At 46.2% G+C, this 14,559-nt stretch carries 11 protein-coding genes; 1 reads left to right on the top strand and 10 read right to left on the bottom strand.

Annotation, left to right across the window (positions count from 1 at the left end):
• Positions 1-9: 9 nt before the first annotated feature.
• The 9 genes from OCU74_RS05180 to sixA form a co-directional block, all read right to left on the bottom strand.
• Positions 10-1,149 carry a protein-glutamate methylesterase/protein-glutamine glutaminase gene (locus OCU74_RS05180; protein ID WP_087480564.1) on the bottom strand — a complete coding sequence of 380 codons (1,140 nt, stop codon included), beginning with the start codon at positions 1,147-1,149 and terminating at the stop codon, positions 10-12.
• A 25-nt stretch (positions 1,150-1,174) separates the two neighbouring features.
• Positions 1,175-3,490: a chemotaxis protein CheA gene (locus OCU74_RS05175; protein WP_087480563.1), complete on the bottom strand. Its 2,316-nt coding sequence runs from the start codon at positions 3,488-3,490 to the stop codon at positions 1,175-1,177.
• Between the two features lie 9 nt (positions 3,491-3,499).
• Positions 3,500-4,222, bottom strand: coding sequence for a protein phosphatase CheZ (locus OCU74_RS05170; protein ID WP_087480562.1), 723 nt, complete (start codon positions 4,220-4,222; stop codon positions 3,500-3,502).
• Positions 4,223-4,293: 71 nt separating this feature from the next.
• A complete protein-coding gene (gene cheY, locus OCU74_RS05165; RefSeq protein WP_087480561.1) occupies positions 4,294-4,662 on the bottom strand; it encodes a chemotaxis response regulator CheY in 369 nt (122 codons plus the stop codon).
• A 44-nt stretch (positions 4,663-4,706) separates the two neighbouring features.
• Positions 4,707-5,441, bottom strand: a complete 735-nt coding sequence (locus OCU74_RS05160) for an RNA polymerase sigma factor FliA (protein ID WP_087480560.1) — start codon at positions 5,439-5,441, stop codon at positions 4,707-4,709.
• Positions 5,434-6,321 carry a MinD/ParA family protein gene (locus OCU74_RS05155; protein WP_200807691.1) on the bottom strand — a complete coding sequence of 296 codons (888 nt, stop codon included), beginning with the start codon at positions 6,319-6,321 and terminating at the stop codon, positions 5,434-5,436. Before OCU74_RS05155 ends, OCU74_RS05160 begins: the two co-directional genes overlap by 8 nt.
• Before the next feature lie 13 nt (positions 6,322-6,334).
• Complete coding sequence (flhF, locus tag OCU74_RS05150) at positions 6,335-7,786, bottom strand: flagellar biosynthesis protein FlhF (RefSeq protein WP_390623647.1); 1,452 nt, start codon at positions 7,784-7,786, stop codon at positions 6,335-6,337.
• Positions 7,787-7,844: 58 nt separating this feature from the next.
• Positions 7,845-9,938, bottom strand: a complete 2,094-nt coding sequence (gene flhA, locus OCU74_RS05145; RefSeq protein ID WP_087480557.1) for a flagellar biosynthesis protein FlhA — start codon at positions 9,936-9,938, stop codon at positions 7,845-7,847.
• Between the two features lie 349 nt (positions 9,939-10,287).
• Positions 10,288-10,755 carry a phosphohistidine phosphatase SixA gene (gene sixA, locus OCU74_RS05140; protein WP_087480556.1) on the bottom strand — a complete coding sequence of 156 codons (468 nt, stop codon included), beginning with the start codon at positions 10,753-10,755 and terminating at the stop codon, positions 10,288-10,290.
• A gap of 235 nt (positions 10,756-10,990) precedes the next feature.
• Here sixA and OCU74_RS05135 point away from each other — a divergent pair, with 235 nt between their 5' ends.
• Positions 10,991-13,768: an insulinase family protein gene (locus OCU74_RS05135; protein ID WP_087480555.1), complete on the top strand. Its 2,778-nt coding sequence runs from the start codon at positions 10,991-10,993 to the stop codon at positions 13,766-13,768.
• Here the strand turns inward: OCU74_RS05135 and OCU74_RS05130 are convergent.
• Positions 13,765-14,376 carry a VOC family protein gene (locus tag OCU74_RS05130; RefSeq protein ID WP_087480554.1) on the bottom strand — a complete coding sequence of 204 codons (612 nt, stop codon included), beginning with the start codon at positions 14,374-14,376 and terminating at the stop codon, positions 13,765-13,767. The genes OCU74_RS05135 and OCU74_RS05130 overlap by 4 nt on opposite strands.
• Positions 14,377-14,559: the final 183 nt, after the last annotated feature.

The raw sequence follows: 14,559 nt of genomic DNA, 5'->3' as shown, positions 1-14,559 counted from the left end.
CGGTTTTCCTTATGCAAGACCTACTTCAACCAAAATACGCTCGGCTATACGCTCCAAAGGCAAACTCTCAGAAGAAATTCCAGCTTTAGCCACAGCCTGAGGCATGCCATAAACAACACAGCTTTCTTCATCCTGAGCCCAGATTGTTGCACCAGCCTGTTTCAACATCCGGGCACCTTCCCGACCATCGGCTCCCATTCCGGTTAACACAATCGAAAGCACTTTATCTGCGTAAATCTTTGACGCTGAGCCAAATGTTACGTCCACACAGGGCTTATAATTCATTCGCTCACCGCCGTCCAGGATACGGATTTTGGCCGCGCCAGCTCTCCCTTCTACCATCATCTGTTTACCGCCCGGAGCAAGATAAGCAACCCCTGGACGCAAAACATCTCCATCTTCTGCTTCTTTCACTGAAATCTTGCATAATGAATCCAGCCGACTGGCAAAAGCTGAGGTAAATGTTGCAGGCATATGTTGAATTAACAGAATCGGATGTGGGTAGTTTGCCGGTAACTTCACCAGTATTTTCTGAAGCGCAACAGGTCCGCCGGTTGATGTACCGATTGCTGTAAGCTGATATTTTTTTCCGCTGGATTTAAAACGAAGTGGTGGTGAACTGACTCCACCGCTCAAAGGGCGGCTTGTCGATTGTATCGGCCTGCCTACAGAGGTTCTGGATGAAGGTGAAGTCGCAGTTGGTGTACTTTGACGAGACGTAGAAAGAGGAGTAACTCGCCGAAGATAAGCTTTTTTCCGGGAAATCTCCAAGACTCGCTGTTGCAACAGAGTCACAGCTTCATCACGGTTCCGGGCAATATCCTCAAACTTTTTCGGTAAGAAATCCATGGCACCGGCATCCAGAGCATCCAGAGTCGCCCTCGCTCCATCATGAGTCAGGGACGAGAACATCAATATTGGTGTCGGATTATCCGCCATAATCTCTTTGACAGCAGAAATGCCATCTAAGACAGGCATTTCTACATCCATTGTGATGACATCCGGCTTTAAGCGCTTCGCTTTCTCTACAGCCTCACGACCATTGATCGCGACGTCAATCACTTCTAAACGCGATTCCGAGTTAATGATTTCACTAACACGACGTCTGAAAAAACTGGAGTCATCAACCACTAAAACTCTTATCGCCATATTTTTCCTTATCTCAACCAGTCAACTAGATTCGGGATGCTGCCGCATAGTTTTTCAATAAATCAGGCACATCCAGTATCAACGCGATGTGTCCATCACTGGTAATTGTAGCTCCGGCCATTCCCGGAGTCCCCTGTAACAAATTATCCAGCGGTTTAATCACCACTTCTTCTTGTCCAATCAGGGTATCAACCACAAAACCAACGCGCTGGTTCCCCAGTTGCACGATAACAACATGCCCATGCCCTTTCCGGTGTTCAATTATGCCCTGACGAGGTGCCAGCCAGTTTTGCAGATAGAACAAGGGGATCGACTTCTCACGAACAATAATTGTCAGTTGCCCGTCGACCACGTTAGTCCGGCTCAGATCAAGATGGAAAATTTCACTAACACTGGCAAGTGGTAAAGCAAATGGGCTGCCTGCGACACCAACCATTAATGTAGGGAGGATTGCTAAGGTTAGTGGGACTTTAATGGCAATTTTTGTTCCTTTCCCGATCTCAGAATCAATATCGATCGAACCATTGAGAGTATTAATGGCCGTTTTAACCACGTCCATACCAACCCCACGGCCGGATATATCAGAAATCTGCTCTTTACTGGAGAAACCCGGCATAAAAATCAGATTAAAGCATTCTTTATTTGTCAGACGAGAAGCCGCATCTTCATCCATAAGCCCTTTTTTGACAGCAATACCACGCAACTTATCCGGATTCATCCCTGCACCATCATCAATGATGCAAAGTTCGATATGATCACCTTCCTGAGATGCGGATAAAAGCACTTTCCCGGTTCGGGATTTACCAGCTTTTACCCGGTCTTCTGGCATTTCAATACCATGGTCAACCGAGTTTCTGACCAAGTGAATCAATGGATCAGCCAGAGCCTCAACCAGATTTTTATCCAAATCGGTCTCTTCACCACGCATTTCCAGGACAATATCTTTCTTCAGGCTTCTTGCCAAATCCCGGACCACACGAGGGAAACGGCCAAAAACTTTCTTGATCGGCTGCATCCGGGTTTTCATGACAGCGCCTTGCAGATCAGCGGTCACAACATCCAGATTAGAAACAGCCTTCGACATTTCTTCGTCGTTGCTGTTCAAACCAAGACTAAGTAAACGGTTCCGGACAAGCACCAGCTCTCCGACCATATTCATAATTGTATCTAACGTCGAAGTATCCACACGAACCGTTGCTTCTGCCTGCGGTTTCTTCGCAGCGGCAACTTCTTTAGACTCTCTGGTTGCAACCTGAGTTTTAGCTGCCGGTTTTTCACTGACCGGAGGTGTCGCTGCCGGTTTCGGCTCAGCCTGGACGGCTGCTTTGGGTGCTGCACTTGCCTTCGCTACAGGTTCTGGATTCGCCGATGCAGGCTTGACAGCCATTTCCAGCTCTTCAACTGAAGGCCCTTTACCAGCACCATGCAATTCGTCTAATAGTTTCTCAAACTCATCATCAGTCATGAGATCACTATCACCGGCTGCTGCAGATGATTTGGCTGTTGAACTTTCTGTTGGTGCTTTTGGTGCCGGAGCCTTAGGAGTTGCTGATGGAGGAGTTTCCGGTGCTTTAGATTCAAGCGAAGGACCTTTTCCTACACCATGAAGTTCATCAAGTAACTTTTCGAATTCATCGTCAGTGATATCACCACTGTCATTGGCTGTACTCTGTGGTGATGCAGCCTGAGCTGGCTTTTCTGCCGGTGTTTTTGAACCGGAATCAGCCGTTGGCGCTTTGCCCTTGCCATGAAGTTCATCCAACAACTGCTCGAATTCATCCTGCGTAATTTCATCAATTGAACTCGAACCTTTGGCATCGGACGCAGCTGTATTGCCCTGTGGTGTATTTTCTACAGGGGTTTCAACGATTGGTTCTTCGACAACAGGTGGCTCTTCATGTAATGAATCGGCTGATGGGGAGATTTCATCTTCGTCGTTTTCATCAGCTGAAGCTGGCTGAGACAGGCGGTGTAATTCTTCCAGTAATACAGGGTCAGCGGGCTCCAGAGGTTCTCGGTCTTGTACGGCCTGAAACTGCTCGTTTACTGTATCTAATGCCCGAAGCATTGTGTCCATCAAACCCGCAGTCACTTTTCTTTGACCATTACGCAATATGTCAAAGACATTTTCCGCACCGTGACAGGTTGAAACCAGTTCAGTTAAAGAAAGAAAACCAGCACCACCTTTTACCGTATGAAATCCCCGGAAGATTGCATTTAAAAGATCGTTATCTTCAGGATTATTTTCAAGCTCGACCAATTGTTCGGACAACAGCTCTAATATTTCACCTGCTTCAACTAAAAAGTCCTGTAAAATATCTTCATCTAATTCGTAGCTCATACGGCACCTCTAAAAACCAAGACTCGATAACAAATCGTCAACTTCGTCTTGAGATGAAACTGCATCACTTCTTTCATGAGGATTCAAAATCGGCCCCTCAGGTTCAGTAGACTGATGTTTTATATTATCTGCTTGTTGTTCTGACTGGCTCGTTCCAAACACGGTAAGAATATCAACGAGCCGTTGCTCAACTTCACTCACCAATGTAATAACACGCCGAATGATCTGCCCCGTCAAATCCTGGAAATCCTGAGCCATGAGGATATCCATCAACTCACCGCGTAATTCTGAACTATCTCCTTCAATCTGACTGAGTAGATCGTCAATTCTATGACACAACGCTTTAAATTCTTCTAATGCTATCCGACCTTTCATGAGCTCGTTCCACTGAGGACGAACATCTAACAAACTCTGATGCAACTTATCTGCGATCGGCATACACCGATCGACTGCATCCATTGTCTTATTGGCTGCAACCTCAGTTTTGGAAATAACATATTGAAGACGGTCTTTTGCATCAGGGATTTCAGCCGTCGCAATTTCACTCATCCGCTCATCAACGGAGAATCCCTTTATAGATTCATGTAGCTCTCGGGTTAACTCGCCGATCTGCCGAAACATGGGATCAGCGGACTTAGCTTTGTATATATCCACCAATAATGCATTGGCTTCTTCTTGCTTCCCGCTTTCCAGTAACCGGACGAGCTGTTGTGCTTGTTCTAATTCAATCATCCTGAAAGAGCCTTTATATGCGAATAAATTTCTCTCTTACCAGATCATACACGCTGACCAAAGTTCAAGACTTATAAACGCTCAAAGATTTTATCCAACTTTTCCTTAAGCGTAGCCGCTGTAAATGGTTTCACAATATAACCATTCACCCCTGCCTGAGCAGCTTCAATTATCTGCTCACGCTTCGCTTCAGCTGTAATCATCAATACAGGAAGATGTTTCAGCTCCTCATCAGCACGAATATTTCGAAGTAAGTCAATCCCTTGCATTCCCGGCATATTCCAGTCGGTCACGACAAAGTCAAAATCACCTTTCTTAAGCATAGGCAAAGCCGTCAAACCATCATCAGCTTCTTGAGTATTATTAAAACCCAAGTCGCGGAGCAGGTTTTTCACTATTCGGCGCATTGTTGAAAAATCGTCAACAATAAGGATTTTCATGTTTTTATTCAAAATTGCCTCCACTGAGTATGAGATCAGTGATATTAGTCATTCTGTGTCCAAGAACGCAGCTTTGTTCTTAAACGCTGCATCGTTTGGCTTAATATTTGGCTTACGCGAGACTCACTTACACCAAGCACCTCACCAATTTCCTTTAAGTTTAGCTCTTCATCATAATAGAGCGAAAGTACCAAAGCTTCACGTTCAGGAAGCGATTTTATTGATTCAACCAATGCTTTACGAAATGATTCGTCAGCAACACCTTTAAAAGGAGAATTCTCGTCATCGGAATCAAAAGGGGAAATCACATCTTCGGAAACACCCAGATCTTCAATCCCCACGATGCGAGAACAGTTTATATCGGTAATGACGCTATGATATTGATCTAACGACATTCCCAGATACTTCGCAACCTCTGTATCGGTCGGATCACGATTTAATTCACCTTCAAGTATCGAAATTGCCTGGCTGATCTCACGATTATACTTATGAACAGACCGTGGAACCCAGTCTCCACGACGAATATCATCCAGCATTGCCCCCCGAATACGGATACCCGCATAGGTTTCAAAACTGGCACCTTTACTATTATCATAGTTTTTCTGGGCTTCGAGTAGTCCGATCATTCCAGCCTGGATTAAATCTTCGACCTGAACACTCGGCGGTAAACGTCCGATCAAGTGGTGAGCTATACGCTTAACCAATACAGAATACTTTTCTAAAAAAGCCTGTTGATTATTGATATTTCCATATTGATCGTAAGTCAGCGCCTTATTCACCAAATGGTTCCCCTACTATTTCTGTTCGGTTTAGCAACCGCTCGACAAAAAATTCCAAGTGTCCGCTGGGCGTTTTCGGTATTGGCCATGTTAATGCTTTATTCGCCAAAGAGCTAATCGCAAGTGATGCCGGCGAACGCGGAAATGCATCAACAACGATTTTCTGTTTTTTAACCGCCTGCCGTACATTATCGTCTAAAGGAATGCATGCGACGAGTTCTATGCCTACATTCAAGAACCGCTCTGTGACTAAGGTCAACTTCGCAAACAACTCACGCCCTTCCCGATAGCTACGCACCATGTTCGCAACAATCTTAAAACGCTGAACCTGATGCTCTCTACTGAGTAATTTAATTAAAGCATAAGCATCGGTAATTGACGTCGGTTCATCACAAACAACGACAACAACATCCTGAGCAGCCCGTGCGAAGCTTACAACCATATCAGAAATACCCGCAGCCGTGTCAACCAACAACACATCCATTTCTTCTTCCAGACTGCCAAATGCCCGAATCAATCCGATATGCTGAGCATGGGATAACTCGACCATCGACTTGGTTCCGGAAGTTGCAGGGATGATTCTAATCCCATATGGTCCTTCGACGATAGCATCTTTTAATTCACACTCACCAGCCAGGACATGCCCCAGATTCTTTTTAGGGCGAATACCTAACATGACATCTACATTTGCCAATCCCAGGTCGGCATCAAGCACCATTACTTTCTTGCCCTGACGAGCCATACTCATCGCCATTCCCAAAGTAACGTTGGTTTTTCCAACACCACCTTTTCCTCCCGTCACTGTAATCACTTTTGTCAGTGTCGGTTGGCTTAAACGGCGCAGGCCGCTTGCTTGGTCAAAAATCATTTTATTCGTCATATCTGTTCGCCGCCTAGATTCTCTCTGAGTCACTGCTCCAGTAGTGAGGCTCATTGTCAGCCGACTTCTCTAGCAATTCGTTCGCTTTCGCTACCATATATTTTGGCTGAGCAATCACAATATCTTCAGGAACACGCTGTCCATTCGCGATGTAAGCGACGGGTAACGCATTCTCCACAACCACACTGACAAACTCTCCCAGACTCAGAGACTCATCTAACTTCGTCATGATGCATCCGGATAAGGGAATTCGTCTGAAATGATCAATGGTTTCCTGAAGCACCTTTCTTTGTGCTGTTGCTGGTAAAACCAAATAACTTTTGATCGCACTACCGCGATCCTGCATTAAGGTGTCAAGTTGCTCAGACAGACGCACATCACGCTGTCCCATGCCTGCTGTATCCACAAGAATCAGTCGTCGATTTCGTAATTGCTGAATTACATCGGCTAACTCGTTGGAATCTTTAGCGACTTTTACCGGGCACCCCATTATTCTACCGTATATTGCCAACTGCTCATGGGCTCCGATACGATAAGTATCCGTTGTTACCAGTGCTACATTGTCCGATCCATACTCCATTGCTGCCCTTGCAGCTAACTTTGCAACCGTGGTGGTTTTTCCTACACCAGTCGGCCCTAACAGGGCAACAACGCCCCCTTTCTTTAAAATATCCTGGTTAACAACCGGAATTTGATCCGACACCAGTCCGAGTAAAGCTCGCCAGGCTTTCGGTGGCGGCGTGTCTTCCGGTATATAACAAGCCAGTTGATCCGCCAGTTCCAGAGAAAGTCCCATTCGGGATAATCGCTTGATTAACATCGCCCGAAGCGGTTCCCGACGCTCGACCTCCTGCCACATCAGGCCAGAAACCTGATGCTCCAGAAGACGACGAATTGAGTTGATGTCTTCTTTCATCAGCTCAATATCCTGAGAACTTTGCGCTTCTTCCCGTTTTTGACGACGTTCATAGCGAGAAGGGTCAAGTTGTGGCTTATGATTCTCTTCCCGTTCATCCCACCGACTCACAGGTGCATGACTACTACCGGCTTGTGATGACTTTGCCTGACGTTGCAACAGAGAGGTCAGTGTATCTTCACGTTCAGACTCTGCTTCTTCGTGAGCTGGAGAGTACTGTTTCAACAGGTTGGCAAAGCGGTTGGTCATCGACCCACGCTGACTGGATGTCTTTTGCTGTGGTGTCCGGGATTTTTGGGGAGCAGGTGCAGCACGTTGGCCTAAATGAACCCGATCTTCTGCCAACTCACGTCGTCCGGCAGAAGGTGATACACCTTCATGTTCACGATGACGGGGTTGAGAACTGTAACCGTGAACCTGTGTTTTGGGTGCGACATTATCGCTATCGACTGCAGCAACGATTTCAACACCACCTGCAACTTTTTTATTCGACATAATTACCGCATCAACTCCAAGTTCCTCTTTTACCTGGAGCAATGCAGTTTTCATGTCTTTAGCAAAAAATCGTTTTATCTTCAAAGCAGCAACCCACCATCATGTTTATCTGCTAGTTACCGACAGCCTGTACAATTCGAATCTGTTTTTCATCAGGAATCTCCTGATAAGAAAGCACGCGCAAGTTGGGTATCGTATTTTTCACAAATTTAGCCAGGGTCGAGCGCAGTACACCAGAAGTCAGTAAAACGGCTGGCTCACCTTTCAGCTCCTGCTCCTGAGTCGCCTGACTCAACGAAGACTGAAGCCGCTCAGCCAGACCGGGTTCAATACCTGCGGATTCTCCACCTGACGCTTGCATGGTCTGATGCAATAATTGTTCCAGCTCAGGAATCAGAGTAATCACAGGCAATTCTGGTTCTATACCATTGATTTCCTGAACAATTAAACGTCGTAAAGCAATCCGGGCAGCGGCTGTCAGGATGTCGGGTTCTTGACTCTTTCCTGAATATTCAGCAAGAGTCTGGACGATAGTCCGTATATCCCGAATCGGGATTGCTTCGTTCAACAGATTTTGCAGGACTTTCACAACCGTTCCCAATGGCAGTTGATCCGGAACAAAATTTTCAACCAGTTTCGGCGCACTGCGAGACAGCATATCCAGTAAATTCTGAACTTCTTCATGACCGATTAACTGAGCGGCATTATTCGTTAACAGTTGACTCAGATGAGTCGCCAGTACTGTTGATGAATCAACGACGGTATAGCCCAGAGCCTGAGCATGCTCCCGCTGTTCCTCGCGAATCCAGACAGCTTCCAGACCAAAGGCCGGATCGAATGTATGTTCGCCATCAATAGCTCCGTAAACCTGCCCAGGGTTAATGGCCAGCTCCTGATCGGGACGAATTTCCGCTTCGCCGACAGCAACCCCCATCAACGTGATTCGATAACTATTTGGTGAAAGTTCCAGATTATCCCGGATATGAACCGGCGGGATAAGAAATCCAAAATCCTGCGACAGTTTTTTCCTGACCCCTTTGACCCGTTCCAGCAGTTCACCTCCCTGATCCCGGTCAACCAGAGGAATCAACCGATACCCCACTTCCAGACCAATCACATCTACGGGTTGAACATCATCCCAGGATAGTTCTCTTCGCTTCGGAGCCTCGGTATCCAGCTCTGCCGGTAATTGTTTTTCTTCTGCTGCTTTCTGCTGCTTCTTATGCAAAAGATAGGATCCGCCTCCGGCAAGAGACGCCAGAAGAAGAAACGCAAAATGTGGCATACCGGGAACAATCCCCATGACTCCCAGAATCGCCGCAGTTATCATCAGGGCTTTCGGGTTGTCGAACATCTGGAAGATAACCTGCTGCCCCATGTCTTCATCGGTATTTTGACGCGTCACCATGATCGCGGCACCGATTGACAAGAGCAATGACGGAATCTGAGCGACCAGACCATCACCTATGGTCAGTAACGTATAAATCTGAATTGCATCGCCAAATCCCAGATCATACTGGATCATCCCGATAGACAGACCACCGAGAATGTTAATAAACAGGATCAGAATCCCGGCAATCGCATCTCCTTTCACGAACTTGGAAGCACCATCCATTGAGCCGTAAAAGTCAGCTTCTTTCGTCACTTCGAAGCGACGAAGACGTGCCTGCTCCTGATCAATTAATCCAGCGTTCAAATCCGCATCGATCGCCATTTGTTTCCCTGGCAATGCATCCAGTGTAAAGCGGGCACTTACCTCTGAAATCCGGCCGGCACCTTTGGTGACAACCATAAAGTTAATGATCATCAGAATCAGGAAAACCACCAGACCGACAGCATAGTTTCCGCCAATCACAACACTACCGAATGCTTCGATCACACTACCAGCAGCTCCCGGACCTTCATGACCATACAGCAGAACCACCCGGGTCGATGCAACGTTCAGAGCTAACCGAAGCAGTGTAGAAATAAGCAATACCGTAGGAAAAGCAGCAAAATCAAGTGGCCGACGTGTATATATCGTCACCAGCAGAACAACCATCGCCAACGCAATATTGAACGTAAAAAACAGGTCGAGCATAAACGCCGGAATAGGCAGCACCACCATTCCCAACGTTGCAAGCACCATAATAGGAGCACCGACCGCAGGGACAGTTCTCCGGGGAATCAGCGGTAATTTGTCAGCAAATGGCAGGGTAAACTTCATAGATGACCGTTCATAATTCTCTGTTTAGAAATGAAGACCCGGAACCTCAGGCCTCCATCGGGAACGTATGGATTTCTCGCATCATGCAATAATTGAACCATAAACATGTCAAATTTATGGCTCGCTAAATCGCATCACAAACAGCGGGATGTCATATCGCACAGTCTCTGGCGATATGCAAATTGATATGAGAAATAAGTGAAGGAAAATGAACCCAATGACAGGATGCACAAACCTTTTCTCCGAACAGACTCCCCTCTCAGGAAAGTTCATCCGATATACAAGGTTTGATACTCAGATAATCTCAAGACACACTTACTCAGCGAACAGCCCAGTTCTCAACCGGGTCCTATTTGGGAGAAAGACGCCACAGTAGTTCGCCCCGCTGTGTCTCCGGCATATAATCAAGACAGATCAATCCTGATGTCGGAAACATCGGTGGCGTCATCTCTCTGACAAACTCACTGGTCAAATAACCGACAAGCGGTAAGTGGGAAACCAGAAAAAATGAATTCACTTTCTCAATGTCGGCCAAAACCATCAGGTAATCAAATACCCGGTCGGCTTTACCGTACGGTGTAATATCATCACAAGTTTCTATACTGCGGGTATCGATATAGTCTGCTATTTCCCGCCATGTTTCCTGAGCCCGAAGATAAGGGCTGACCAAGACTTTATCTACGCTGATTTTCTGAATGTCATTCGCCTGTTTCAGGACGGAAACCGATTCATTTTTTCCGAGTTCGGTTAGAGGCCGATCCGCATCACCTGTCGCGCAATATCCCGCTTCTCCGTGACGCATAATAAAAATTTTCATATGATGGCTACCTTAAATACACCATTAAACTCACAGATGAGTTCATACTCACTCTATATAGCCAAGCCCTGATTGTCGTCGTTAGAGAAACCTCAAGTGTATATTGGCTGCTTCAATCCAATTGAGCAAATTAAAATAACATTTTACTCATAAAATTGTTATCTAAGGTTGGCGACTCCTGTTTTCAACGTCATACTAATGATCGATTCCCTAGCCACGTCTGGAGGCATATCTCGTGCACATCAGTCCAAATGATACAAATAGTTACCGATATATCACCTTGCCTAATCAACTTCGGGTGCTATTGATTTGTGACCAAAATGCACAAAAAAGTGCGGCAGCTCTGGCAATCAATGTCGGTCATTTTGATGATCCGGCAGATCGCGAAGGCTTAGCTCACTTCCTAGAGCATATGCTATTTTTGGGAACGGAAAAATACCCAAATTCCGGCGAGTTTCAAAATTTCATTAATCAGCACGGGGGATCGCATAACGCGTGGACCGGAACTGAACATAGTTGTTTCTTTTTTGACATTACGGCTTCGGCATATGAAAAGGCTCTTGATCGCTTCGCCCAGTTTTTTACTGCTCCCTTGTTCAACGAGGAATCTCTGGACAAAGAACGTCAGGCAATTGAGTCAGAATATAAGTTAAAGCTCAATGATGATGTACGGCGTCTCTATCAGGTCCATAAAGAAACCATTCATCCACAGCACCCTTTTGCCAAATTTTCAGTCGGCAATCTACAAACGCTTTCAGATCGCAACCAAGCCAGCATTCGTGAAGAAATTGTCCGTTTTCACCGTGAGCATTACTCAGCCGATTTGATGACTCTGGCAGTGATTGCTCCCGAGTCACTGGATATTCAGGAACAATGGATTGTTGAACGATTCTCTGCTGTGGTTAACCAACAGCGTTATGGCAAGAAGATTCGGGAACCATTCGTTACCCGGGAAAATACCGGGCTTTTGATTGAAGCCGAACCACTCAAAGATATTCGGAAACTGTTTCTGGCATTCCCACTCCCCGGTATGGATGTTTACTATCAGCAAAAACCACTCTCCTATTTTGCCCATTTACTGGGTTATGAAGGGAAAAACAGTCTGACTCTGGCTCTGAAAGACAAAGGATGGATAACCAGCCTTTCGGCCGGAGGCGGAGCCAGTGGCAGTAACTACCGGGAATTTACTATTAGCATGTTACTCACCGAAGCAGGTCTTGAGCATGTTGACGAAGTTATTCTGGCAATTTTCAGCTATATCCGGCAGATCCGGGAGCATGGGCTACAACCCTGGCGCTATGATGAGAAAAAAGCTGTCCTTGAAGCTGCTTTTCGTTATCAGGAAACTGCCCGGCCACTGGACACCGTTAGCCACCTGGTAATGAACATGCAGCATTACCGGGAAGAAGATACTATCTACGGCGATTACATGATGCAAAGCTACGATGAAGCTCTGCTCAGAGAAATTCTTGACCAATTTGTCCCGGAAAACCTCAGGGCGACGCTTTTGGCTCAGGGACGGGACTACAACCAAACGGCCAACTGGTATTATACCCCTTATTCGGTGACTTCCTTTACGGAGTCACAATTAGCATTTTTCGGGCAGGCTCAGTCAGAGCTGAGTATGGATTTACCTGAACCGAATCCTTTCATCTGTCATGAACTTCAGCCAAAGCCTATCGATTCAACTAATGATAAACCGCAGATCATACAGGAGAGCGATGGATTCCGTCTGTGGCATATGCAGGATCAGGAATTTCTGGTTCCGAAAGGGGTTATATACGTTGCTATCGATAGCCCTTATGCGGTTCAAAACCCCCGTAATATTGTCATGACACGTCTGTGTGTTGAGATCTTTCTCGATTCTCTGGCAAAAGAAACATATCCGGCAGAGATCGCCGGGATGGGATACAACATGTACACCCATCAGGGTGGCGTCACTCTGTCAATTTCTGGCTTCAGCCAGAAACAACCCGAGCTGCTGAAATTAATTCTGGATCGTTTCGAACAAAGGGAATTTAGTGAGCACCGTTTCCTGTCCGTCAAAACACAGCTGGAGAGAAGCTGGCGGAATGCAGCCAAAGATCGTCCGATTTCACAGTTGTTTAATGCGATGACCGGGCTATTACAGCCGAATAATCCGCCTTATGACAGCTTACTTGAGGCACTTCAAACCATTCAGGTCCAAGAACTGGCTCCTTTCGTCGATCAGATGTTATCTCAACTGCATGTTGAAATGTTCATCTATGGCGATTGGAGAAAATCAGACGCGTTGCAGATAGGTCAGGAACTCATCCAGGCCTTGCATGTACAGGACCAACGTTATGAAGAATCTCTCCGGCCTCTGGTGATGCTCGGTAAGCAAGGAACTTTCCGCCGGGAAGTCTATTGTGATCAGGATGATTCAGCGGTTGTCCTGTATTACCAATGCACCGACATTTCTCCCCGAAGTGTTGCGCTTTACTCACTAGCGAATCATTTAATGTCTGCAACCTTCTTTCATGAAATCAGAACCAAGCAACAGCTGGGCTATATGGTTGGCACCGGAAATCTTCCTCTGAACCGTCATCCGGGAATCGTCATGTATGTGCAGTCACCTCACGCAGCCCCAGTAGATTTGATGGCCTCAATTGATGAATACCTCAATGCCTTTTATATGGTCTTGCTTGAACTGAACGAATATCAGTGGCATAGCAGCAAACGGGGATTATTAAACCAAATCGCTACACCGGATCCAACGCTCAGAAGCCGCGCTCAGCGTTTTTGGGTTGCTATCGGAAATAAAGATCATCAGTTTGATCAACGGGAGCAGGTTCTACAGGAACTCAAACAGCTGTCCCGCTCGGATATGATCCGCTTCGTTGTAAACGAGCTGAAACCCAGAACCGCCAACCGGCTGATTATGCACACTCAGGGAAATGCACATTATGATGCAGGTCAACTGACTCTGGGCAGAGAAGTCGGATCAATTGAAGCTTTCCAGCTAATGCCAAAAGCGTATGAGCTGGGTTAATTGTCCGTACCTGCTTTTTTCTCAGAAGCAATGACCTGAGCCAGTGAATATGGATGCAATTTGAAACAGATATTTTCCCGGCGAAAAGCAATCGTCGGGTTTGCCAGACGCTCACCTTCTCCTTGCGGAGAGGAACATTTTACCTGAATCCCTTGTTGTTCCAGCATTGGCCACATCTCCTCCAGAGACGGAAAACGTTGCCAGATATCCTGTAAGAAATTTTCGACCGTAGTTGCCTCGGAAGGAACCACAAACTCGACATGTTCCCATCCCTGCCGGGAATAGATTTTCCCTTTCGCCGGATAAGGCAATTCCACATGTCTGGTCGTCCATGATCCGAGAGTCATCGGCTCTTCCAGTTCAATCACGATAATTGGCCGGCCATGAATCTCAGCAGATGATATTTCCTTGCCTTCAGATAACCAAAGCTGGTGTGCGGCCTCTGCGTATTGCCGGTCATTAATACGCATCGCAATATGATCCAGATGGAACGGGGACAAATCCATCTGTAAAAAATCACATAATTCGCTGATTTTATGGATAAAAACAGAAACATCTTCATACATCTGTACTGGCATAAGCCGGTTGGTTGTTAAAAACGACTGCATTTGAGTACCATCTTCCGCATTGAAACAAGCGGCATCCTAGCAGGATTCCAGAGGAAAGTAGAAAATTTCAGAAGCTTTTCTCTATAAGAGTGATAATAAAGTTGCTATTATGTGCGCCAATTTTTGAACAAGATCGAGATGTGCATCACCATTTTATGATGCACAAGCAGACAATTCCTGGAA

Source organism: Vibrio mangrovi, assembly GCF_024346955.1.
Classification (GTDB): domain Bacteria; phylum Pseudomonadota; class Gammaproteobacteria; order Enterobacterales; family Vibrionaceae; genus Vibrio; species Vibrio mangrovi.
The sequence above is the reverse complement of the archived record's forward strand: the minus strand, read 5'-3'. Positions and strand labels throughout refer to the sequence as shown.

Excerpts from the sequence above, each read along its gene's own strand:
- OCU74_RS05170 (WP_087480562.1), bottom strand. The coding sequence starts at position 4,222 with ATGATTGAATTAGAACAAGCACAACAGCTCGTCCGGTTACTGGAAAGC.
- sixA (WP_087480556.1), bottom strand. The coding sequence starts at position 10,755 with ATGAAAATTTTTATTATGCGTCACGGAGAAGCGGGATATTGCGCGACA.
- OCU74_RS05180 (WP_087480564.1), bottom strand. The coding sequence starts at position 1,149 with ATGGCGATAAGAGTTTTAGTGGTTGATGACTCCAGTTTTTTCAGACGT.
- cheY (WP_087480561.1), bottom strand. The coding sequence starts at position 4,662 with ATGAAAATCCTTATTGTTGACGATTTTTCAACAATGCGCCGAATAGTG.
- OCU74_RS05155 (WP_200807691.1), bottom strand. The coding sequence starts at position 6,321 with ATGACGAATAAAATGATTTTTGACCAAGCAAGCGGCCTGCGCCGTTTA.
- OCU74_RS05175 (WP_087480563.1), bottom strand. The coding sequence starts at position 3,490 with ATGAGCTACGAATTAGATGAAGATATTTTACAGGACTTTTTAGTTGAA.
- OCU74_RS05130 (WP_087480554.1), bottom strand. The coding sequence starts at position 14,376 with ATGCAGTCGTTTTTAACAACCAACCGGCTTATGCCAGTACAGATGTAT.
- flhA (WP_087480557.1), bottom strand. The coding sequence starts at position 9,938 with ATGAAGTTTACCCTGCCATTTGCTGACAAATTACCGCTGATTCCCCGG.
- flhF (WP_390623647.1), bottom strand. The coding sequence starts at position 7,786 with ATGAAAACTGCATTGCTCCAGGTAAAAGAGGAACTTGGAGTTGATGCG.